This is a genomic window from Legionella sp. 39-23, from assembly GCF_001897665.1.
In the GTDB taxonomy this organism is placed as follows: domain Bacteria; phylum Pseudomonadota; class Gammaproteobacteria; order Legionellales; family Legionellaceae; genus Legionella; species Legionella steelei.
On sequence record NZ_MKTO01000037.1, the window covers coordinates 35,679 to 59,159 of the forward strand.

The window sequence follows — 23,481 nt, forward strand, 5'->3', positions numbered from 1 at the left end:
AATGATTATAGATGCCCTAAAACAAATCAAAACAGCCTTAATCTTCCTACTACTCTTTTCACTTCTGACAGGCATAATCTATCCTGCACTTGTTACTGTGTTAGCACAAATATTTTTCCCTTATCAAGCAAATGGCAGTTTGTTACAGCACCATGGCAAACCGATTGGCTCTGCACTTATTGGACAATACTTTGATGCACCTAATTATTTTTGGGGAAGGCCTTCGGCCACTACCCCATTTCCCTATAATGCAATGAGTTCTTCAGGTTCAAATATGGGTCCTTCCAATCCAGAGTTTTTGGATACCGTAAAAAAACGACTCACTAAACTTCAGCAATACACTGCAGCAAATCAAAATGAAACGACCAAGCACTTAACCCCAGTGGATTTAGTCACTGCATCTGGTAGTGGGTTGGACCCTGAAATAAGCCCGCTCGCAGCCTTTTATCAAATACCTCGTATTGCCAAAGCACGCAATATTTCAGAACAAGAAATTCAAGTATTAGTCAATCAATTCATAAAAAAACGTACCTTGCATCTTTTAGGAGAACCTCGAATCAATGTGTTGGAGCTTAATTTAGCTCTAGATCATATAAGGACTACTAAATGACTGATAATCGCCCGGATCCCAATGCATTATTACAACAGGTTATAGAAGAGGAACAGCAAAAACAACGTGGCAAATTCAAAATTTATCTTGGTGCCGCACCAGGAGTAGGAAAAACGCACTCCATGCTACTTGAAGCAATGCAAGAACAGGCTAAAGGATTAGACATTGTAGTAGGTATCGTCGAATCACATGGACGAATTGAAATTGAAGAAATACTTAAAAACTTTGTCGTCTTGCCTAAAGTAACGATTGATTATCACGGAAAACAAATACAAGAGTTTGATCTGAATGCTGCCCTGAAAAGAAATCCGGGATTAATTCTCATGGATGAAATGGCCCATACCAATGTGAGTGGTGTCCGCCATAAAAAGCGCTGGCAAGACATTAAAGAATTATTGGACCGTGGAATTGATGTGTGTACAACCCTTAATGTGCAACATATAGAAAGCCTCAATGATGATGTCTCCCAAATCATTCACGCCCCTGTTCAGGAAACTGTTCCTGACGCTATGATAGAACGAGCCAATACAATTGAGTTAGTCGACCTAGCCCCAGAAGATTTATTAAAGCGCCTGTCCGAAGGGAAGGTCTACGTTCCCAAACAAGCACGCCTCGCAGCAGAGTTTTATTTTCGCAAAGGTAACTTGATGGCGCTACGTGAATTGGCATTACGTACTTTAGCAAAACGAGTTAATACACAGGTGCTTTTATACAGGCAAGGCCAAGGTATTAAACACATCTGGCCCATCATGGAAAAAATACTTGTTTGCGTTGGCCCAGGGCCCGAATCACATAAATTGATTCGCGCTGCCAAAAGGATGGCAACCAGCCTACAAGCCGATTGGATTGCAGTATATGTTGATTCTACTCGAACTCAATTATCCATAACGCAACGAAACCAAGCCATAAGGAATTTATTTTTTGCAGAACAGCTAGGTGCCGAAACCCATATTTTAATGGCTTATGACCTTGTTAAAGAAATTATCAATTTTGCTCGTGAGCAAAATGTCACCCTAATTATGATCTGCAAGCAAATTCGTACACGCTGGAAAAATTTTTTCTTTCGTAGTTTGGCCGATGAAATTTTACGCTATAGCGGTGAAATTGATGTGTATACCATAACTATGGCATCAAAAAGATCAAGAGAAAAATCGCCTCTCAAACCACAGACGTCTTGGTTCTACTATCTTTTATCAACCAGCATTGTCGCCGTCACGACATTGGTTAACTATTTCATTTATCCTCTGGTCAACGAAACCAGTATAACCCTAGTTTATTTAATAGGAATGATTTGTATTGCCTTATTAGGCCTTACAGGACCTGCAATTTTAGGAATTTTTCTCAGCATTTTTATTTATGATTATTGGTTTATTCCGCCTTACTACAGTTTTTTAATCGCACAATCCGATTATTTCTTCACTTTACTTATGATGTTCATTATGGCACTAATTATCTGCCAATTAACTTTAGTCACCCGCCGCCAATCAGAAATTGCGCGTCTTGCAGAATACCAAACATCCGTCTTATATACCTTAAGTCGCAGGTTATCAAGAACGCGGGGAATAGTCAGACTACTAAGAACGGGAGTCAATTTTATTTCAGAAATTTTTCACTGTGAAATTATCGCGCTCTTACCCAAGAATGAGCGCCTTGTCGTGCGCGCCAGAGCACAATCACATCAAGAATTAGATGAAAAAGAATACAGCATTGCCCAGTGGGTATTTGAACTAGGACAAAAAGCAGGCTCAGGAACTGATACGCTCTCATTTTCTAATGCATTGTTTATACCGTTACTTGGCGCCCGCGGGACAATGGGCGTTTTGAGAGTCCAACCTACTAAGAATGGTGATTACATGACACCTGAAAAAATACAGCTTCTAGAGTCATGCGCCAATCAAATTGCATTGGCTATCGAGGTAGACAGTTTGCAGGAAGAACAAAGTAAACCAAGCAATCCACCTACTTAGTTACAAAAAACATCCATACTAGATTTGTCAAAATCTAACTTCCACTATAGAAAATCAGTCTAAATTACAATAGGATAATGAAATATTTAGGTAAAAAGGATTTACCCCATGATGATTGCAACCCTACTAGCACCAGGTAATGAAACTCGAGTAGCTATCACGCCTAACTCGGCAAAACACTTTATCAAGTCAGATTTTGAAGTCGCTATAGAAAAAAATGCAGGACTCGCTGCAAGTTTTAGAGATCAAGATTATGAGCACGTTGGTGTATCGATTCAGAATAAAAATAACATATTGGAAAAAGCCAACATCCTGCTTTGCATTAATGAACCTGATCCCAAAGATCTAGAGGGTTTATCTCAAGGCGCTTTGGTCATAGGTCATATCGATAATGAGCCAGAAAGCAAATTAATTACCTGGTGTAAAGAAAATCAAATTACACTGGTTTCAATGAACCTTATACCGCGCATCAGTCGTGCCCAAAGCATGGATAGTCTATCCTCACAAGCAAACTTAGCAGGTTATAGAGCGGTCTTAGAAGCATGTTCCCAATTTCATCGAGCAATTCCTATGATGATGACAGCTGCAGGAATGATTCAACCGGCTAAAGTGCTTGTTCTCGGTGCTGGAGTCGCAGGGTTACAGGCCATAGCTACAGCCAAACGTTTAGGTGCCGTAGTTTATGCATTCGACGTACGCCGTGCAGCAAAAGAACAAGTTGAAAGTTTAGGCGCAGAATTTATTGAAGTAAGTCAGGATCAAGACAATGAAACTAAAGGCGGGTATGCCTCTGAAATGAGTGAAGAATATAAAAAACTTCAAGCAGAACTTATTGATCAATACGCTAAACTAGCCGACATCATTATTTCCACAGCCTTAATCCCTGGTAGAAAAGCACCTATATTATTATACCAAAAAACTGTAGCGCAAATGAAACCCGGTTCGATTGTCGTTGATCTTGCAACCTCCCGCGGTGGAAATTGTGAAGTCAGTGTTGTTGATAAAACAGTAAAACATGGGGAAATAACCATCATTGGTGTAAGTAACATGGCAGGACTAGTGCCAGCTACTGCAAGTGAGCTTTATGCCAATAATCTAGTACATTTAATTAATCTATTGGCCCAGAACCCACCCGAAATTACATTAAACCCCAACGATGAAATTATTCAGCAGGCAGTACTTTGTCATCAGAATCAATACCTACCGTTCCAGGTAAAAAAGGAGACGCAAAATGCATGAGATGAACTCTCTCGGAAATCCATACATTGCCATACTGACCATTTTTGTTTTGGCCTGCTTTGTTGGATATTATGTGGTTTGGAAAGTCACTCCAGCACTACATACCCCGTTAATGTCGGTGACCAACGCCATATCAAGTATTATCGTTTTAGGGGCACTTATTGCGGCGGGTAGCCAGCTCACAGGGAAGATCACCTGGATTGGGGGTCTAGCAATATTTATTACCTCAATTAATATTTTTGGTGGATTTGTTGTAACCCAACGTATGTTACGTATGTATAAAAAATAAGGATGATTTTTTATGACAACTCTGGTTCCTTTATTTTATTTATTATCAGCTGTGTGTTTTATATTAGCGCTAAAAGGTCTAGCTAGTCCTGCATCAGCACGCAGGGGAAATCTTTTAGGAATTGCCGGGATGATCCTTGCAGTAGGTTCGACCTTGATGATGCCGACAACATATCATCAGCCCCTACTTATTGGTTTAATCATCGCAGGGGGTATCATAGGAACCTACATTGCCTACAAAATTAATATGACAGCCATACCGCAACTTGTCGCAGCATTCCACTCATTAGTGGGGATGGCCGCAGTTTTAGTTGCTTTTTGTGCGTTCCTATCCCCTACTTCTTTTCATATTGGCGATCCAGGAGCAATTGCCAAAGCAAGCCTCGTCGAAATGAGTCTTGGTTTAATTATCGGAGCCATCACTTTTTCAGGCTCAGTCATTGCTTTTCTCAAATTGCAAGGCATTATGTCAGGAGTCCCCATTAAACTCATGGGTCATAATAAGATTAACCTAATTGCAGCATTAGTCATCCTCATTTTATTTGTCTTGTTTTTAATGAATCAAACACTCACACTGTTTAGTGTAATGGCTGGGATAGCCTTTTTACTGGGTGTATTACTCATTATTCCTATTGGTGGCGCAGACATGCCTGTGGTTATATCCATGCTGAACTCGTACTCAGGATGGGCCGCAGCAGGTATTGGATTTACACTCAGCAACCATTTACTGGTGATTACAGGAGCTTTAGTAGGTGCGAGTGGAGCCATTCTGAGTTACATTATGTGCGTTGGAATGAATCGTTCTATTTTTAATGTGATTTTTGGCGGCATCCAATCATCAGGGAGCCATTCGCAGGCTAATGCAACCAATGAATCGCGCACAGTACGACAAGGTAATGGTGAAGATGCTGCATTCCTCTTAAATAATGCAAAAGACGTAATCATTGTGCCTGGATATGGCATGGCCGTAGCGCATGCGCAACATGCTGTTAAAGAATTGGTTGATGCCCTAGAACACCGCAATATCAAAGTTCGTTTTGCAATCCACCCTGTTGCTGGTCGTATGCCTGGGCATATGAATGTGTTACTTGCTGAAGCCAATATTCCTTATGATAGAGTTTTTGAACAAAGTGAAATTAACCGAGACTTTGCAAGCTGTGATGTAGCGTATGTTATTGGAGCGAATGATATAACCAATCCCGCAGCAAAAACGGATCCGAGTTCGCCAATTTATGGCATGCCAGTCTTGGAAGTAGAGAAAGCAAGAAATGTATTATTTGTTAAACGAAGTATGGCTCCAGGCTATGCAGGAGTCGAAAACGATTTGTTTTATCATGATAATACATACATGCTTTTTGGTGATGCTAAAGCAATGACCGAATCGATTGCAAAGGCTTTGGAGGCATTATAGTAGATATATCTGCTATTTGAACATGGCAACATATGCGTGCCCGAAAAACTCCTGTATGCCTCTAGCTAATGTTTATATTAGCTGAGACCACTTTTTCGGGGACGTTCACGGACACGCATACGTTTACGTACATAAACCAAGATTCCACTCGATATCCAGCCCTATAATTCTACTATTCAATCTACGAATATTCGTTTGCCATACCTATGAAATAAGGGTATCTTAGCTCGTTTTACTGTTACGGAGTTATATAATGCTACGAAAACTTGGACTTGGCTTGTTGTGCGTCGCTGCATCTTTAAGTACAAACGCGTATTCTACAGAAAGTCATTTACTCCAACGAGGAGTCACTATTGAATATGAATTGCCGAGTAATGATCCGCAAATATTTCTTAACTACCTATTTTGGCCAGTAGAAGCCAATTGCAAGATCGCTACAGAAGACGAAAGCGATGAATTTGTAGTTACAGCATTAGCTAAAAAAGGAAAGGTTAATGACGTCAGTTTGTCAGCTGGAGATTCTTTACGAATCACCGTCCATCCAGGTGAAAATCTGAAGATAAGTGCCGAATCTGGTGCAAAAGTTGAAATCACAAATTTTGGTCAACATACAGTTAAAGCAATTTGTACCGCATAATCATTTAATTATATTGTAGCCTGGGTGCAGCAAAGCGGAACCCGGGCTACAATAAACTCTAATGTTCTCTTGTCGCATGAAACTTAATTTTAGGATAACGCTCTTCAGCCATTGTTAAATTAACACGCGTTGGAGCAAGATACATCAAAGCATCGCTTCCATCTAAAGCCAAATAATCATGTGCTTTGGTTCGAAACTCACTCATTGCCTTATCATCATCAGAGTAAACCCAACGTGCACAAGCGACATTCACTGTTTCATAAATACAATCCACTTTATATTCATGTTTTAAGCGATGAGCTACCACGTCAAATTGCAACACACCCACTGCTCCCAGGATTAACTGGTTGCTATTTAATGGTCGAAATACTTGTGTTGCACCCTCTTCAGATAATTCAATCAAACCTTTTAATAACGCCTTACTCTTTAAAGGATCTTTTAGACGCACCAACCGAAACAGCTCAGGGGCAAAATTAGGAATACCAGTGAATTTTAATTGCTCTCCTTGAGTAAAGGTATCACCTATGCGAATGGTTCCATGATTATGTAAACCAATAATATCACCAGGTAAAGCAACCTCTGTATGTGAGCGATCACCCGCCATAAAAGTTAATGCATTCGCAATTTGCACTTCTTTACCAATACGTAGGTGATTGAGCTTCATTCCTTTTCTATAAGCTCCGGAGCAAATTCGTAAAAAAGCAATTCTATCCCTATGCTTGGGATCCATATTAGCCTGGATTTTAAACACAAATCCGCTGAACGCATTTTCATCAGAAGATACGATACGCTCTTGGGCTGTCCGCGGTTGTGGACCTGGAGCATAGCGTACGTAATCATCCAATAATTCTTTAATACCAAAGTTATTAATCGCAGAACCAAAATAGACTGGTGTCATTTTACCTGCTAAATAAGCTTCCAAATTGAACTCATGAGAAGCCCCCTTTACTAATTCAATTTCTTCACGCAACTCTTGGGCGCTTTCGCCCAATATTTCATCCAGCTGAGGATTATCCAAGCCTTTAATTTGCATTGCTTCTTGTTTTTGTGCATTTTTTCCAGGTTGATATAGATAAACGATATCTTCATAGCGATGATAAATGCCTTTAAAACGTTTGCCCATACCTACAGGCCAAGTAACCGGAGCACATTGAATCCCTAACACAGATTCAACCTCATCCAGCAAATCAATAGGCTCACGGCCTTCACGATCCAGCTTATTAATAAAAGTCATAATCGGTGTATCGCGCAAACGACAGACTTCCATCAATTTAACTGTTCTATCCTCAACCCCTTTAGCGACGTCAATAACCATCAAGGCAGAATCTACTGCCGTCAAAGTACGATACGTATCCTCAGAAAAGTCCTCGTGTCCTGGGGTATCTAACAAATTCATGACATGTTGATTATGTACAAACTGCATTACCGAAGTAGTAATAGAAATACCACGCTCTTTTTCCATTTCCATCCAGTCTGAGGTCGCATGCCGATCGGCTTTACGTCCTTTTACAGTTCCAGCCAATTGAATTGCACCTCCGAACAAAAGTAATTTTTCGGTTACAGTTGTTTTACCTGCGTCAGGATGAGAGATAATTGCAAAGGTGCGTCGTGTATTAAAATCCTGATAAAAATCGGACATGAAGTTCTCTAAATATAATATGATTGTATGTAGTGAATTTTAAGCCATTCCTGAACAAATACAAGACGAAGCCAGTGTTTCTAAGGCAAACACTACTCGAAAAGAGGCGATTTACCTGAATAAAACGGGATTTAAATAGTCTTTACCCCTTAAAAACGCTATGATTAAGCAAATTCATGGATAAAAATTTATAGGAGATAGTTGCTCATTATGAAACGCTGCGCTTGGGTTGGGACTGGCAAACCTTATTATGAAGAATATCATGACAAGGAATGGGGCATTCCCGTACACGATGATCAAAAACACTTTGAAATGCTCATACTTGAAGGGGCACAAGCAGGTTTGAGTTGGGAAACCATACTCAAACGGCGTGAAGCATACCGCAAGGCATTCAAACAGTTTGATCCTCATGCTGTGGCAAAAATGAGCGATGAAGAATTAAACAACTTGCTTCATGATTCCGGGATTATTCGTAATCGTCTTAAAGTTTTTTCAGCACGCAAGAATGCCATAGTATTTCTGCAGATCGCCCAAGAATTTGGTTCTTTTGATAACTACATTTGGCAATTTGTAAATGGAAGTCCCAAAATAAATCATCCCAAAACACTTCAAGAAGTCCCAGCACGTACAGCTGAATCTGACGCCTTATCCAAAGACTTGAAAAAAAGAGGGATGAGTTTTGTCGGCTCAACAATTATGTATGCCCACATGCAAGCAGTAGGTTTGGTTAATGATCATGTTATCGATTGTTTTTGCAAGAATCGCGAGCACAGTGCATAGATTATGGAAAAAAATAAACTGATTTCAACAACGCACTTCGACGTGAACGTATGCGTACCCCAAAAGTATGAACGACCGCTCATCTAAGAAGACATTTTTTGCAAAATGTCTTCTATGGGCAACCCCATCACATTGTAATATGAGCCTTTTATTTCTTTAACAAACGTATCATACACATTCTGAATGCCATATCCTCCCGCTTTATCAAAGGGATCACCTGAATCAATATAATTTTGTATTTGCTGCTCTGTAAGCGTATGAAACGTAATATGGGTTGTCACACAATCAATCCACCATTTTTGCTCGGGTAAAAAAACTAGAGCATAGCCAGTGTAGACCTCATGCGAGCCACCACTTAACATGCACAGCATTCTATATGCATCTTCATGGTCGCGAGGTTTTTCTAAAATATGATTCTGATAAGCCACGGTAGTATCTGCTGCCAGAATTAAATCCGCTGAACCTGTTTCAACTTGTGATAAAATAGCTTGTGCTTTTTCCCTGGCAAGTCGCGTGACATATCCTTTGGCTTCTTCGTTTTTTTGTTGAATTTCTTCAATATTGGCTGGCATAACAACTGCAGACAGCCCATGCTCTTGCAAAATTTGCAAGCGTCTTGGGGAAGCACTGGCCAGAATTACTTTTAATAGATGATTCATTTTCATAGGTTTTATTTTTAGTTTATCCTAAATCAGCTCATGACTCTTTAACAAAGAATCTAAAAATAAAACCATTATACATACTTTATTTCTTGATCGCCGCAACAAACATCCATAGTGCGAGAATCGCTGTAATAATCAACGCAATAATACTGGCTGTCATTGAAAAATTGTGGCCTGCTACAGATACTTTCCAATGATAAATAATACGTAAAACATGGAGTACGGCAGCTAAAGCAAGAATAATTCCGGCAACAGTTAAAGGTGCTCTTTTATTCATTTTTTTCTCCGTCCATGATTTCTACCCCTAATTATAGACGAATTATGCGTTCATTTTTAATTATTGTTTGCATGTAATCGTGACGCATGAAACATTAAATGCTCTTCGATAAAGCTCGTGATAAAATAATAGCTATGATCATAATGCTCATGCATACGCAGTTTCAGCTCAACCCCTGCCTTCAAGCAAGCTTCCTGAAATAATTCGGGTTTGAGTTGCTCCTTTACAAAAGGATCCTGCTTCCCCTGATCAATTAAAATGTGTTGGTGCGGCCATCCTCTATCTATGATCAGTTCGCACGCATCATACTCTTTCCATTGATTTTTATTGTTACCCAAGTAACCTGTGAGCGCCTTTTGTCCCCATGGACATTGAGATGGAGCACAAATAGGTGCGAATGCAGAGACCGAATGATATTGCTTAGGATATTTCAATGCGAGAGTAAGCGCGCCATGCCCTCCCATTGAATGGCCGAAGATTCCGCAGGCTTGATGATTCAGCGGGAACTGTTGTTGCAACAGGCCAGGTAACTCCTCATGTACATAAGTTGCCATCTGATAGTGTTTTGACCATGGAGCTTGTGTGGCATCTACATAAAATCCGGCGCCAATACCAAAATCATAATGCTCCTGATCACCTGGCACATGAACTCCTCGTGGGCTAGTATCGGGAACAACCAGCGCAATACCTAATTGAGCAGCAACTCTTTGTGCACCAGCTTTAGTAATAAAATTTTGCTCTGTACAGGTTAGCCCAGAAAGCCAATACAATACAGGCACACTTTGTTTCTGTGCTTGAGGTGGTAAAAAAAGACCAAAACGCATCGTACAATGGGTCGAATCGGAGTGATGGGTATAGACCCGTTGAATACCACCAAAGCAATAATGTTCTTCAATAAGTTCGATAGTCATTTAATTTACTCCCCCAAACACACTTTAAAACGTGAGCACTGTACGGATTGATTGCCCTTGGCTCATTAAATCAAAAGCCTGATTAATCTCTTCAACAGGAAGAACATGGGTAATTAAATCATCTACATTAATTTTCCCTTGCATATACCAATCAACAATTTTAGGTACATCAGTGCGCCCACGTGCCCCACCAAATGCCGAGCCCTTCCATACCCTGCCTGTAACCAGTTGGAATGGTCTCGTAGAAATCTCCTGTCCTGCTCCAGCAACCCCAATCACAGTGCAAACGCCCCAACCTTTATGGCAGCACTCCAGTGCCTGGCGCATCAGCGTTACATTCCCTACACACTCAAAACTGTAATCAGCCCCTCCCTTAGTCAACTCAACAAGATGGGGTACTAAATCATTGCCGAGCTCTAAAGGATTAACAAAATCCGTCATGCCCATTTTTTCTGCCAAAGCCCGGCGCTGAGGATTAAGGTCGACCCCTACAATCTGCTCTGCACCAACCATGCGTGCACCTTGGATCACATTAAGCCCAATACCTCCCAAACCGAAAACAACAACCCGAGATCCAGGAGTCACTTTTGCAGTGTAAATAACAGCCCCAATACCTGTAGTCACACCACAGCCGATGTAACAGACTTTCTCAAAGGGAGCATCTTCGCGTATTTTAGCCACAGCAATTTCAGGTAAGACAATATAATTGGCAAACGTTGATGTCCCCATATAATGGAATATTTTTTTGCCATTAAGACTGAAACGACTCGTTCCATCAGGCATTAGCCCTTGACCTTGTGTTGTGCGAATTGATTGGCAAAGGTTGGTTTTCTGGGAAAGGCAATATTCACATTGACGGCATTCAGGAGTATACAAAGGGATCACATGATCACCTGGCTTAACGGAAGTAACCCCCGCCCCTACATCGACAATAACACCCGCACCTTCATGTCCTAAAATCGCTGGGAAAAGACCTTCAGGATCATCACCAGATAAAGTAAACGCATCCGTATGGCAAACACCTGTAGCTTTAATTTCAACAAGTACCTCACCCTTTTTAGGCCCTTCTAATTCAACCATTTCAATTGCTAATGGCTTTCCAGCCTCATAAGCTACTGCCGCCTTGACTTGCATCACCCCTCCCGTAACGATGGAAACATCATCTCAATTAACCGTAATCACGTAATTTCATTGAATCTAGGGTCTGTAAAACAGACTGAAAAGAGATAATTTAAATGCAGATGCCCCTCTTTAGCAATGAAAACCAGATCTAAAGTACAACTTATCAGTTCGCATTTATTTCCATTTAGTATTATTTTATACTTAGAGGCCAAAGTAATACTAAAGAGATTAAATAAGTCTCAACTATAGGAACTAGAGTATGATCATTCATAGTGAATTTAAGCCCGCATGGTGGCTCACCAATATGCATGGCCAAACTCTGTATCGAACGCTAACTCATCGTACAAATGCCATTGTCGACGCCTATGAACGACTTGAGTTGCCTGATGGTGATTTTATTGATTTAGCCTGGCGAACTAATGGATTAAAAAATGATGCGCCTTTAATTATTCTTTTACATGGATTAGGTGGCAGCGAGAACTCTGCTTATGTTGCAACCTTATTCGATGCATTCAATGAATCAGGTTATCGCGTTGTTTTGATGAACTTTCGTGGGGCAAGTAGAGAACCGAATCGCCTGCCACGTTTTTATCACGGAGGTGATACCGCTGATTTAGCTTTTTTGCTCAATACAATGAAACTTAGGGATCCTACAACCAAAAAAGCAGTGGTAGGTATCTCTTTGGGTGGCAATGTACTCCTTAAATGGTTAGGCGAAACAGGCTCTCAATCTCTAATTGATGCTGCCGTTGCAGTTTCGGTGCCGTTCCAACTAAAAAACGTGGTTCAGAAAATAAATAAAGGATTTTCTCGCGTGTATCAAAACCATTTGTTAGAAAAATTGCGCACGGTTTTTTTACAAAAGTTGGATGTTGTAAATGACCAATTACCACTTTCAAAACAGAGGCTTTATTCAATCAAATCCCTATATGAATTTGATGAACAAGTCACCGCCCCATTGCATGGGTTTGCCAGCGTAGATGAGTACTATCAAAAATCCAGTTCACGACAGTATCTCCCTCAAATCCAAACCCCTACGCTAATTATTCATGCTCAAGATGATCCTTTTATGACATCTGACATCCTTCCAACGTCCAAGGAATTATCTCCTGATATTCTCTTAGAATTGAGTCAATATGGAGGTCATGTAGGATTTATCGCCGAGAAAAGACAAGGTTGGTTAGAACAACGCATTCCTAATTTTTTAATGGATTATTTACTGGTTCCTACTTATAGAAAAAATTAATTAATAACAACTCATTGCCTAAACAAGGCAACCAATGTTTTTTTAAATGAGTTAAGCAAAGCCAATGTTCCGACTTCAACTACTTGTTGCATTATCTTGCCACTCCATTGCTTTCGTGCCGCTTTCCACCCTATAAAAAAAGCAGAAACAAGCAAGAGCAAAGTAGCTATGTGGCAACGTGTTACCTTGCTTTTTGCAAAATACGCTTGATGCCCAGCCACTTCATTTTTCTGAGACAGTAACATCCTGTCCATCTGCGCAATTTGTGCTAGTATCTGCTTTCTCGAGTTGTTCATGTTCTACACTCTTTTCGGAAAAATATTCTCGTGTCTTAGGAAAACTCATACATTTTAAGTTAAAAGATAAATACTTAAGCAATCCAAGTAAAAATCCTATGTTGAGTAATAAAACCAGGGAAATGGATAACAGAAAACGATTAGAAGCCCAAAACGCTAAATACCCTACTAAGAACATTGCAGTTAACCATAGTGTAATTAACACCACAAACAGCATGCATATGTTCAGTAATAAAGGAAAAACGCTGAGCCCAGCTAGTTTTGCCTCAAGACGCATTAAAGACCAGGCTGTTTTAATAACAGATACTTTTGCAGCAACTAGAGCTTCTAACTGTTTTAAAGCTTCCATTACTTTTTCATTAGCCGCGATAATAAGTAGCCGATTCCGCCAGCGATTAACACAGAGGTCAATGGATTATCCTGTATTTTCTTTGCCAAACGATCAGAGTACTCTTTGACATTGTCTTCCACTTCATTAGCCTTAGATACCCCATCCTCATACAGTTGATTTACCCGTTTTTTCCCTTCGGTCAATAATTGGCTAGCAGCTGCTTCAAGATGATCTCTAGGAGTATATTCGTGTTTCTCATTGGAGCTTTTCATGTTAATGCCCTCCTTAGTTAACAATACGCCCTATCATAAAATGTCGTGTAACTTAATATATTAAATATAGTTATTGAATGAGATAAATCAATAACTATTTCCCTTTTTATTATGCAGTATTTTTTAAAATACCCTAAAAAAACGTTTTTTTATCAATTAGTTACTCTATAGTCGCTTAATCAAGAATAATGCCCTGAAAATGAGACTTTAAATTGGGCAAGTTGATTAAAATAAAAAAAAACAATACAATAAGCAACCATGATTAATAATGAGTAAACACTGATGTACTTAATGATTCTACATAATTTACAGCGTTTAGAGGAAGCTGCAAAAACTTATTACCTAAACAAAACCCAATATTTGGGGCAACAACTTTCCTTTGATTTTGTTTTTTTTATGGATGTTTATCACTCCATTAAATCAATGCCGTTGGACAGCAAAAAAATTGAATTGATGGAGCGTTTTCACAAAAATGCGTTCACACCTGTCTCTACTTTTCATCCTAAACTTAATTACTTTTTTAATTTTACAAATGATATTGCTCATTACGGACCATTAATTACACAATTAGACTCGCTACACAAACAAGCAACCGATCTCTTCAACCATTATTTTGATATAGAAAAACCTCTCTTTGATTGGCCAAGCTTTCATGATGCTCGCGCCCAAATCAGCAATATGACTCAAGACGCAGATAAACTCCAACTCATGCAATTATTTGAAAATGTAGTAATAACCATGAGTCAAATAGAACCTAAAACATATGCAAACTTTAGTTTTGCACCTGAGCTCGAAGAGAAAACAGGCTACCAACACAATTAAAATATATCCTGCCCAGAATACTTGTTATGAGCGTACTATCGAAATGAGATTGAGTACGCGCTCAAATACTACAGCAAGTAAAAATAATCAGCTTGTAGATTGTACGTAATAAACTATATTTTATTTAAGCGATAATTATTGGAAGACATATGAAATAAGGAGATAAGTATGTTGAATATTGATACAGAAACGATTCGTGATCTTCTTGATAAAGCACGACAGTTTCAAGCAAAAGAAGAGGTTAGTTTTCCTGAAGTCACAGAGGAAATGGATGCATTCTACGTATTGGCAGATTATCAAAATGATCCTGTTTATCAAGAAACTGTTGAATACATTGATAATTTACGTCTCGACCAACAAGCAACTTTAGTTGCCTTAATGTATTTAGGCCGTGGAGATTACACTCAGGACGAATGGGAAGATGCATTTAATTTTGCTCAGGAAGAAATGACTGATCATACCGGTGAATATTTATTATCCAGACCTACAGTCGCAGATGATATTAGCCGTGGTTTAAATATGTTAGGTATTGCGCCAAACGAATAGTTCTGCAAGGAGATGGCAATGCCCTTCGTTAACATAGGGACCTCGGGATGGAGTTTTAATGGCTGGAAAGAAATTTTCTATCCTCCATCTCTTGCAGAAAAAGATACGTTGGCATATTACTCCAGTGTCTTTGGCTCAGTAGAGCTCAATAGCAGTTTTTACCGCATACCCTCTCCAACATCCATTGAAAAATGGAAAGAAACCACTCCAGATCACTTTATTTTTTCGTGTAAAGCAAGCCGCTATTTAACACATATAAAAATGCTCAAGGACGTTCGGGATACAACTCTTTACTTTCTGCAGGTAATTGAAGGATTAGAAGAAAAACTAGGGCCTGTTTTATTTCAACTTCCGCCTTATTGGCCTTTTAATCTGGAGCGTCTGGAACAGTTTATTGAGACCTTACCTACATCATTTCACTATACGTTTGAGTTTAGAAATAAAAGTTGGTTACGTCAGGAGGTCTATGATTTACTTGCTAAAAAAAATATTGCGCTGTGTTTTTATGATTTTAAGGGATATCAGTGTCCAGAGATTATCACCAGTGATTTTATCTACTTACGATTACATGGACCACATCTCGAGCCTTACTCCGGTAATTATGAAGAAAAAACCCTACTCAGCTATGCCCATAAATTTGCCACATGGCAGCAACACGTGAAACAAATTTTTTGCTACCTCGATAATGATGAAAAAGTAGTTGCCCCTCATGACGCACAAGTACTGGAGCGATTAGTACGATTGACATTTAATAATCTTGATCAATAATTTACTGCGTTTGTGTTTTATTAGGGATGATAAATGAACAGTGACAAACAATACCAACAAAAATTACGTTCGGCAAAGGAAGCAGTAAATCTGATTCCGTCAACGGCTGTAATTTCCATGGGCATGCGTGTTTCGACTCCTCCCGCCTTATGCCATGCTCTTGCTGAACGTGCAAAAGCAGGCGATCTCAAGGAGGTAAAGGTCTACTATCTTCGCTGTGGTGATGTGGCTCTAAAGACAATTTTTCAAGAGGAATTGCTCCATATTATTAGACCCTACTCTTCGATGATGTCCAAAGGAGAAGTTGAACTGGCTGAACGCGGATATGCTTTAGGTAAAAAGCATATCAACTTCGTTCCGATCAGTTTTAGTCGTTATCCTGGTACCATTAAATCCATCACCAAGCTGGATGCATTCATAGTCACAGTCTCTCCTATGGACCAATTTGGTTATTTCAATTTAGGTACTAACGGCGATTATGCTATTGAACTGGCGCGTTACGCGAATAAATTAATCGTTGAAGTGAATGAAAACATGCCTAGAACAGCAGGCTCGACGTTAATCCATGTGAGTGAGATAGATGCCATAGTCGAAAATACCACTGCATTGTTAGAAGAGCCCTCAAAGCCTGCTAGTGAATTAGATCGGCAAATTGGCCAACACATTACCTCCTTAATCCCTAATGGAGCAACCATTCAAATGGGAATAGGCGGTGTACCTAACGCAGTGTGCGAACAATTAGGTGATCATAAGGATCTTGGCATACACACAGAAGTCATTACTTCCGGAATGATTGAGCTTATCCAGAAAGGGGTAGTTACGAATGCCAATAAAACATTAAATCCTTTCGTCAATGTATTTACTTTTGCGATTGGTGATAAACATTTATATGATTTTATTAACAATAACCCTTCCATGTTCTGCCTTCCAGTCTCCTATGTTAATGAACCAAACGTGATTGGGAAGAATAACATGATGACCTCCGTTAATGCCTTCATTGAGATTGATTTTAGCGGACAAGTCAATGCAGAATTTATTGGCCATCAATTTTCGGGTGTAGGCGGACAATTGGATTTTATTCGTGGCGTTCATTATTCCGAAGGTGGGAAAACAATAATTGCCAGCAGCTCTACCGCAAAACAAGGAACCCTATCCAGAATTGTACCCCGACTCTCCTCAATCGCCACAGATACACGACTTGATATTGATTATGTGGTCACGGAATATGGGGTAGCACAATTGAAAGGCCGTTCCACCACAGAACGAACTCGCCAATTAATTAAAATTGCCCATCCAGCATTTCGTGAGCAATTAGAACAACAAGCAAAACAGCAAGGATTTATTTAAGATGGATTTATCACTCTCACCTGCACTGCTCTTTACTCCGGGAAATAAGCCAAACCTTTTTGAAAAAGCACTGGCCTCAAGAGCAAATGGCCTTATTTTAGAACTGGAAGATGCCGTCCCTGCTGACGAGAAAGACAACGCTCGTGCACATATAATTCAGTTTTTAAAAACAAAACATCCAGAGTTACTCACTATTGTACGCATCAATCATATCACCACTGATGCAGGCCTTCCTGATTTACTCGCGTTCAAGCAAGAGGATATTTATTTTGATGCCATTTTATATCCCAAAACAGAAAGTGCCGAAGAGTTAAATATCATTTATAAAGTGCTCAATTTAGAAGCACGAAACATTAAGCTGTTAGCATTGATTGAAACAGCAAAAGGCTTGCTGAACTTAAACTCTATAGTAACGAACACCCCTGTCTCTGGTCTGCTCTTTGGTGCAGCAGATTTTGCTGTCGATATAGGGTGTCAAATGAGCTGGGATGTTCTTTTGTCGGCGCGCAATCAGATAGTCCAAGCTGCTGCGCTGGCGCACATTCCCGCCATTGACTCTCCTTTTTTCGATTTTACCAACGAGGAACAATTAATTTCGGAAGTGATTCGGATTAAAGCACTAGGGTTTAAAGGAAAACTAGCAATTCATCCAAAACAAATTGCGCCCATAAAGCAACATTTTGCACCGAGCCCTGAAGAGATTGAGCGAGCAAAAGAAATTGTAGTGCTTTTCGAGCAATCTGGGGGCCAAGCATGTCAATATCATGGACAAATGATAGATATCCCTATCTATAAACATGCCCAAGAAGTGCTTAAATTATCAGCAAACTTAAGAAGGTAATGAATATGTCACATCAAAGCTATAGATCTCTTGGCAACAATCGCTTGCGTGAAGACTTCGGTTTTTATTTTGAAGATTTTGAAGTAGGACAAATTATTGAACATAGACCAGGAAGAACCATTACTCAAAATGACAATATATGGTTTACCTTACTGACCATGAACACAGCCCAATTGCATTTTGATGCACATTATGCGGAACACACGGAATGGAAAAAACCTATAGTTGATAGCACATTCACACTCGCTATTATTACGGGAATGACTGTTAATACAATCTCCAAGAAAGTAGTAGCGAATCTGGAGTGGGATAAAGTCAAACTACTAAAACCAGTATTTGAGGGGGATACCATTTACGCTGAAAGCGAAATAAAAGCAAAACGCGAGTCAAAATCAAGACCAGCTCAAGGAATAATTACCGTAGAAACACGCGGAATTAACCAGAATAAAGAATTATTTATGTCTTTTGAACGAACTGTTTTGGTATATAAGAAAGGTGGGGCGCCGGAGTACACAATTTAAATTATTGTTACCGCGTATCAGTCGGTGTAGGCTGGGCTGTTAAGCCCAGCATCTGCTAAGTTAACTCCTACTCCCAAAACTCCATTATGAAGCCCAATTGAAAAGAAATACTTCAGCGCATTGTTACATGCTGGGCTTAGCAGCCCAGCCTACGGTTATTGAGCTTTTTTTGTCAACGAATAACCTAGCACATACAGGGATGACTACGCAGTGTACCCATCCGCCTAAAAACTCAAAGAATTGAATTCAAACGCAAAGATTGTTTTATTTTCCAATAATCCTCCCATGGATCAGTCTTTAATGAAGCTAATCGTTTAGGCAACGTTTTAATTGTGAACTCCGTATCTCGTTTCTCTTTACTTAATTCATCCCAATGAATGGGAACTGCAACAGGTGCATGAATACGTGCTCGACTAGAATAAGGGCCAATTGCTGTAGCACCTCGTTGATTTCGCAAGAAATCAATAAATATCCTGTTGTTTCGCTTTGCTTTAGCCATCGTGCTTGTGTATTTGTCTGGATTCACTTGCGCCATAAACTCTGCAAAGACTTGCGTGAAATTTTTTACTTCATCCCAATTATATTCAGGTTCAATGGGCACCACTACATGTAAGCCTTTACCACCGGTTGTTTTAACAAACGAAGTGAGTTTGAACTCATCAAGATATTTCCTGATTTCAAAAGCTGCCTTTACTATTCCTGCCCAGGTAACAGATGGCCCTGGGTCCAAGTCAAAGACAATAAAGTCTGGTTTTTCTATATGATGAACCAGACTTCCCCATGGATGAATTTCCAAAACATTCATTTGCACCAAACTGAAAAGCCCTTCTTTTGTATCTAAATAAACATAAGGTTCTTTCTCCTCTTTACCTTCTTTAGCTTCTATGGAAATAGCTTTTAACGTTTTAGGGGTTGAATCAGTATAATGACGTTGAAAAAAACCCTCGTGCCAGTTTTCGGGACAGCGCAGTAATGATAAAGGTCTATTCTTTATAAACGGCATCATGTAATTACAAACACACTCGTAATAATTCAATAACTCCTTTTTGGTAATACCATCCTCTGGATAAAACACTTTATCAGGATGCGTTATTTTGAAGGAATGGGCTTTGGCATTTTGAGTTGCCTCTTTTTTCATTTTTTTGTCTTGCGTCACCACGACAATCTTTTGCTCACGCAACACTTCTTCAGGTTTCTTATCCAGGCGCAATCCTTTGAAGCTGGGATGACGTAAATGCCCCCCCTCTGTCCAATGCGTGAACTCAATTTCAGCCACTAATTTAGGTTGCACCCACACGACGCCTTGAGAACCTGGTATCTTTTTATTGAAAGGATTTTGCTGGGTCAGAATCTTTTGCAACCGAGAAAAAATGTCCTTAAGTGATGACGCTGAGAAGCCCGTTCCCACATTTCCGGTATAGTCGAGTTTTCCTTGTTCATTATATACTCCCAAATACAATGCGCGGAAATATTTACGAGAGCCTGTTGGCACAGAGTAGCCACAAATGACAAACTCTTGTCGCAACAAGGACTTGATTTTAAGCCATCTTTTACTGCGTCCTGATAGATAAGGACTATCAATTTGTTTGGAAATGATTCCTTCAAGCCCGAGTTCACATGCACGATGAAAAAGGAAATCACCTTCTCCAATAATATGATCACTAAAACGAAGCGTTTTATCCTGTCCTTCTAATATATTTTTTAAAATGGCTTTACGCTTTAATAAAGGCAATGCTCGTAAATCAAATTGATCGTAATACAAAATATCAAACAGATAATAAATAAATGGCGCCTTAGTATTTGCTTTAATTGTATTTTGTAATAATTGAAAATCAGATTTTCCATGTGCATCAAGTAAAACGACTTCTCCATCGAATATGGCTTGAGACAAGGTCAATTCTTTAAGTGCATCAACTACAGATACTAAATCATTGGTCCAATCTATATTATTACGCGATTTTAAGTGGATATGATCATTATGAATCAAGGCAATAATTCGGTACCCGTCAAATTTTATTTCATGGGCCCAATCTGAACCCTCGGGAGCCTTATCTACCAACGTAGCTAATTGTGGTGCAACAAACCCAGGGAAAGGACTGACACTTAAGTGATTAGAAAGTTCTAGTGGATGCTTATTTTTCAGTTTTTTTTTATTCGACTCGCTGCTTTTACCGTATTGTTCCCCTATTTCATCTATAGAAAGATTAGTCATCACGCTATCTGGTTCTTCTTCAGTCACATCATATTCTTGCAGTTTTCGCGCAAATTTGTCTTTAAATTTAATTAAAAACCAGTGTGCTTCATCTTTAAAACGCACTAAGTCCCAACGTCCTTTTAATTTTTTGGCCTCTAATTCAAAACGCAAGTGTCCTGATCGATACGCTTTTTCAGGATCCGTATCAAGTGGTTTCCAAATGCCTTGATCCCATAACATCACATTGCCCGCACCGTACTGGCCCTTAGGTATAACTCCTTCAAAATATCCATATTCAAGAGGATGGTCTTCTACATGCATTGCAAGCCGTTTTACAGAAGGATCAAAACATGGGCCCTTGGGAACAGCCCAACTGAGCAAAACCCCATTTAGTTCAAGACGAAAATCATAATGCAGGTGGCTGGCGGCGTGTTTTTGAATCACAAATAAATGATCATTTTCAGAAGAAACAACACCACTGGGTTCAGGAGTTTTATTAAAGTTTCTTTTTTTACGATAAGGCTCAATTCCCATGTGCCACTCCATTCACCCTGATTATTTTAATTTTAAGAAAAATATTTAGAATTTCCACTTCTCTGTATTTCTCATGCAGAACAGAGTGATATGCCCATATGACCTGTAAAAATAGTCTACGCTTTAATAAGCAATGTAATTAAAGGATTAAGCAATGCCTAGATCATTTTGGAAAGGCGAGATATCTTTTGGCCTAGTTTCAATACCAGTTTCTTTGTACTCCATTGAAGAGCAAAATGATCTCAAATTTCATTTGCTTGATAAAAAAACGAAATCAAGAGTTCATTATCAACGAGTTAGCGAAAAAACAGGGAAGGAAGTTCCTTGGGAACACATTGTCAAAGGATTTGAATTTGAAAAAGACCGTTATATCGTGGTTGATGAAAAAAAGTTTGAAAAAGCCAGCCCTGATTTATTTAAAGCAATTAACATTGAAGAATTTGTTGATTTTCAAGAAATTGACAGTCTTTACTTGATAAAGCCCTATTACCTCATCCCAGAAAGCAAAAATAAAAAAGCCTATGTTTTATTAAGAGAATCGTTAAAAAAAACCAATAAGGCAGGTGTTGCCAAAGTCATTATCCGTACCAAAGAATCTATTTGTTTAATCCTGCCTCATCAGGATGCCCTCCTTTTATATTTGATTCACTTTAAGGATGAGATTCGTGAAGAAACAGAGATGGATCTTCCTAAAGAAGATTTTAAAAATTACAAAATCTCAGCATCAGAAATAAAAATGGCGGTTACTTTAATCAACGAAATGACGACTAAATGGCAACCTGAGAAATATCATAATGAATATCGTGACACATTGAAAAAATGGCTCGATCAACAAATAGCCAAACAACCGGTCATCAAAGAAGAGGATGCTGCAGAAATTGCTGAAGAAAGCTCAGCAGATGTAGCTGATTTTATTACACTTTTGAAAGAAAGTATGAAAAAGAAAAAATCCACAGAAAAAACGAGCAAGAAAAAGAGCTCGTAAATCAGAAAATAGACCTGTCAGTAAACTGATGCTCTTGCCAAATTAAGTCATTTTATGCAAAGATAATTCTTGAAACACTTTGATAAATAATTGTAACGTGTTCACGCTAATCTCGGAGGGACCTATGATGAAGCGACTATTTAAGATTGCCAAACCCACACAACAAACTAACGCCACATTTAAAACGACCCAAGCACAATCGGTGCCTTCGGCAAAAAAAATAACCCCAATGAGCGCCCCCCCAAAAAAAGAAAGCAATCCTGTTGCGAAAGAACCCCAATCCCATTTTTTTAAAAAATTAAAAGCAGAAGAACACAAGCAATTTTCAGATAGAAGACACCGTTTTGATTACAAAGACAATTACAGTGCTGCACTTAAATTACCACACTCAAATTTTTTCTTAACAATAAACCATCAGAATCAAAATGCACTTCTTAAGCTCTCTAAAGGAAATATCATAGAGCATGCAAGTCGACGTGTTGATTTATTTTTTTATACCTTAATTGCTTATTATAAAACAGGGGTTTTGCCGACATACGGTCATACCACTTTGCAACATGGAAAAGGGCGTACCACCAGAAAAAATATAAGCCTTTCTGAGGCCTGTCATAGTAGTTTCACCCCCTCATTACTTGATAAAAGCATTTATCAAAATTACAAGACGGGAGAAAAACATAAGAGCTTATTATCGGATACGCATCTTATGGACAGTCTGAATTCAACTGTTGAGTTACCTCCGTTTGTTAATGATTTGGATGATCTATTAGAAAATTTATGCAGAGAAAAATGCCTAAGCATTTTGCGTGCAGTGTCACTTGGAATAACCAATCCCATTGCCGGATTAACTCAGTTTCTACAAATAATGAGCACCACTTTAAACAAACTTAAAGAGGATGCTGAATCTGATTCATCCCGGCATTCGATTAACCCGAATCTGCTTGAGCTGGTTACCAAAGGCACCCTATCAACAACTTTTTCAACACAAACACGAACCGCAACAGATGCATACATCCAATTGTTGCTTAGAATGACACCCACAGAAAAAGCATTATGCAAGGACAAACTGAGTAAAGAAGAAATGTATATGGAGAAAGTTATGGAATTACAGGATGAAATTTTAAATTCGAAAAGTAAACATCATTCGCCTTAGGCTAAGAATCTTGAGAAGTCAGTTTTGCGTGTAGCCTAGTTGCAGGCAACCAGGCTACCGAGCAATGCCCCGCATTCAGGGAACC

The 23,481-nt window shown here is 39.2% G+C and carries 25 protein-coding genes; 16 read left to right on the top strand and 9 right to left on the bottom strand.

Going from position 1 to position 23,481, the window contains the following annotated elements:
• Nucleotide 1 precedes the first annotated feature (1 nt).
• The 6 genes from kdpC (at nt 2) to BGO44_RS12935 (ending at nt 6,152) form a co-directional block, all read left to right on the top strand.
• The gene (gene kdpC / locus BGO44_RS12910; protein ID WP_273197215.1) at nt 2–610 is read left to right on the top strand and encodes a potassium-transporting ATPase subunit KdpC; all 609 of its coding nucleotides are present in this window, start codon (nt 2–4) and stop codon (nt 608–610) included.
• Nucleotides 607–2,577, top strand: coding sequence for a DUF4118 domain-containing protein (locus BGO44_RS12915; RefSeq protein WP_058509475.1), 1,971 nt, complete (start codon nt 607–609; stop codon nt 2,575–2,577). The genes kdpC and BGO44_RS12915 overlap by 4 nt, the downstream gene beginning before the upstream one ends.
• 108 nt (nt 2,578–2,685) lie before the next feature.
• Nucleotides 2,686–3,816 carry a Re/Si-specific NAD(P)(+) transhydrogenase subunit alpha gene (locus BGO44_RS12920; protein WP_273197218.1) on the top strand — a complete coding sequence of 377 codons (1,131 nt, stop codon included), beginning with the start codon at nt 2,686–2,688 and terminating at the stop codon, nt 3,814–3,816.
• Nucleotides 3,809–4,105, top strand: a complete 297-nt coding sequence (locus BGO44_RS12925) for a proton-translocating transhydrogenase family protein (RefSeq protein WP_058509473.1) — start codon at nt 3,809–3,811, stop codon at nt 4,103–4,105. Before BGO44_RS12920 ends, BGO44_RS12925 begins: the two co-directional genes overlap by 8 nt.
• A 12-nt stretch (nt 4,106–4,117) precedes the next feature.
• Complete coding sequence (locus BGO44_RS12930) at nt 4,118–5,515, top strand: NAD(P)(+) transhydrogenase (Re/Si-specific) subunit beta (RefSeq protein ID WP_058509472.1); 1,398 nt, start codon at nt 4,118–4,120, stop codon at nt 5,513–5,515.
• A gap of 253 nt (nt 5,516–5,768) precedes the next feature.
• Nucleotides 5,769–6,152: a hypothetical protein gene (locus BGO44_RS12935; RefSeq protein WP_273197220.1), complete on the top strand. Its 384-nt coding sequence runs from the start codon at nt 5,769–5,771 to the stop codon at nt 6,150–6,152.
• Nucleotides 6,153–6,210: 58 nt separating this feature from the next.
• On the opposite strand, the gene BGO44_RS12940 is transcribed toward BGO44_RS12935, so the two are convergent.
• Complete coding sequence (locus BGO44_RS12940) at nt 6,211–7,791, bottom strand: peptide chain release factor 3 (RefSeq protein ID WP_058509470.1); 1,581 nt, start codon at nt 7,789–7,791, stop codon at nt 6,211–6,213.
• A 210-nt stretch (nt 7,792–8,001) separates the two neighbouring features.
• Here BGO44_RS12940 and BGO44_RS12945 point away from each other — a divergent pair, with 210 nt between their 5' ends.
• On the top strand, nt 8,002–8,571 hold the full coding sequence (locus BGO44_RS12945; RefSeq protein ID WP_273197224.1) for a DNA-3-methyladenine glycosylase I: 570 nt from the start codon (nt 8,002–8,004) through the stop codon (nt 8,569–8,571).
• Between the two features lie 83 nt (nt 8,572–8,654).
• Here BGO44_RS12945 and BGO44_RS12950 read toward each other — a convergent pair whose 3' ends face one another.
• The 4 genes from BGO44_RS12950 to BGO44_RS12965 form a co-directional block, all read right to left on the bottom strand.
• Entirely contained in the window at nt 8,655–9,236 is a 582-nt protein-coding gene (locus BGO44_RS12950) for a Maf family protein (RefSeq protein ID WP_058509468.1), read from the bottom strand.
• A gap of 79 nt (nt 9,237–9,315) precedes the next feature.
• Nucleotides 9,316–9,510 carry a hypothetical protein gene (locus tag BGO44_RS12955; protein WP_058509467.1) on the bottom strand — a complete coding sequence of 65 codons (195 nt, stop codon included), beginning with the start codon at nt 9,508–9,510 and terminating at the stop codon, nt 9,316–9,318.
• 56 nt (nt 9,511–9,566) lie between these two features.
• Entirely contained in the window at nt 9,567–10,421 is an 855-nt protein-coding gene (gene fghA, locus BGO44_RS12960; RefSeq protein WP_416338559.1) for an S-formylglutathione hydrolase, read from the bottom strand.
• A gap of 24 nt (nt 10,422–10,445) precedes the next feature.
• Nucleotides 10,446–11,555: an S-(hydroxymethyl)glutathione dehydrogenase/class III alcohol dehydrogenase gene (locus BGO44_RS12965; protein WP_058509465.1), complete on the bottom strand. Its 1,110-nt coding sequence runs from the start codon at nt 11,553–11,555 to the stop codon at nt 10,446–10,448.
• Between the two features lie 247 nt (nt 11,556–11,802).
• On the opposite strand from BGO44_RS12965, the gene BGO44_RS12970 reads away from it, so the two are divergent.
• A complete protein-coding gene (locus BGO44_RS12970; protein ID WP_273197226.1) occupies nt 11,803–12,789 on the top strand; it encodes a hydrolase in 987 nt (328 codons plus the stop codon).
• An 11-nt stretch (nt 12,790–12,800) separates the two neighbouring features.
• Here BGO44_RS12970 and BGO44_RS12975 read toward each other — a convergent pair whose 3' ends face one another.
• Genes BGO44_RS12975 through BGO44_RS12985 form a run of 3 tightly spaced genes read right to left on the bottom strand, consistent with a single transcriptional unit; the run spans nt 12,801 to nt 13,688 of the window.
• Nucleotides 12,801–13,034, bottom strand: coding sequence for a hypothetical protein (locus BGO44_RS12975; protein WP_237760403.1), 234 nt, complete (start codon nt 13,032–13,034; stop codon nt 12,801–12,803).
• A complete protein-coding gene (locus tag BGO44_RS12980; RefSeq protein ID WP_058509462.1) occupies nt 13,012–13,434 on the bottom strand; it encodes a hypothetical protein in 423 nt (140 codons plus the stop codon). The genes BGO44_RS12975 and BGO44_RS12980 overlap by 23 nt, the downstream gene beginning before the upstream one ends.
• Entirely contained in the window at nt 13,434–13,688 is a 255-nt protein-coding gene (locus BGO44_RS12985; RefSeq protein WP_058509461.1) for a hypothetical protein, read from the bottom strand. The genes BGO44_RS12980 and BGO44_RS12985 overlap by 1 nt, the downstream gene beginning before the upstream one ends.
• Before the next feature lie 282 nt (nt 13,689–13,970).
• On the opposite strand from BGO44_RS12985, the gene BGO44_RS12990 reads away from it, so the two are divergent.
• The 6 genes from BGO44_RS12990 to BGO44_RS13015 all read left to right on the top strand — a co-directional run bounded on the left by BGO44_RS12990 (nt 13,971) and on the right by BGO44_RS13015 (nt 18,533).
• Nucleotides 13,971–14,510, top strand: coding sequence for a hypothetical protein (locus BGO44_RS12990; protein ID WP_273197229.1), 540 nt, complete (start codon nt 13,971–13,973; stop codon nt 14,508–14,510).
• Between the two features lie 168 nt (nt 14,511–14,678).
• On the top strand, nt 14,679–15,056 hold the full coding sequence (locus tag BGO44_RS12995; RefSeq protein ID WP_058509459.1) for a DUF3775 domain-containing protein: 378 nt from the start codon (nt 14,679–14,681) through the stop codon (nt 15,054–15,056).
• An 18-nt stretch (nt 15,057–15,074) separates the two neighbouring features.
• Complete coding sequence (locus tag BGO44_RS13000; RefSeq protein ID WP_273197233.1) at nt 15,075–15,824, top strand: DUF72 domain-containing protein; 750 nt, start codon at nt 15,075–15,077, stop codon at nt 15,822–15,824.
• A 33-nt stretch (nt 15,825–15,857) separates the two neighbouring features.
• On the top strand, nt 15,858–17,171 hold the full coding sequence (locus BGO44_RS13005; protein WP_273197235.1) for an acetyl-CoA hydrolase/transferase family protein: 1,314 nt from the start codon (nt 15,858–15,860) through the stop codon (nt 17,169–17,171).
• A gap of 1 nt (nt 17,172) precedes the next feature.
• Complete coding sequence (locus BGO44_RS13010; RefSeq protein WP_273197237.1) at nt 17,173–18,012, top strand: HpcH/HpaI aldolase/citrate lyase family protein; 840 nt, start codon at nt 17,173–17,175, stop codon at nt 18,010–18,012.
• 5 nt (nt 18,013–18,017) lie between these two features.
• Nucleotides 18,018–18,533: a MaoC/PaaZ C-terminal domain-containing protein gene (locus BGO44_RS13015; RefSeq protein ID WP_273197240.1), complete on the top strand. Its 516-nt coding sequence runs from the start codon at nt 18,018–18,020 to the stop codon at nt 18,531–18,533.
• A gap of 232 nt (nt 18,534–18,765) precedes the next feature.
• Here BGO44_RS13015 and ligD read toward each other — a convergent pair whose 3' ends face one another.
• Nucleotides 18,766–21,261: a DNA ligase D gene (gene ligD / locus BGO44_RS13020; protein ID WP_273197243.1), complete on the bottom strand. Its 2,496-nt coding sequence runs from the start codon at nt 21,259–21,261 to the stop codon at nt 18,766–18,768.
• Between the two features lie 154 nt (nt 21,262–21,415).
• On the opposite strand from ligD, the gene ku reads away from it, so the two are divergent.
• A complete protein-coding gene (gene ku / locus BGO44_RS13025) occupies nt 21,416–22,246 on the top strand; it encodes a non-homologous end joining protein Ku (protein ID WP_273197246.1) in 831 nt (276 codons plus the stop codon).
• A gap of 124 nt (nt 22,247–22,370) precedes the next feature.
• Complete coding sequence (locus BGO44_RS13030; protein WP_272947110.1) at nt 22,371–23,396, top strand: hypothetical protein; 1,026 nt, start codon at nt 22,371–22,373, stop codon at nt 23,394–23,396.
• Nucleotides 23,397–23,481 lie beyond the last annotated feature (85 nt).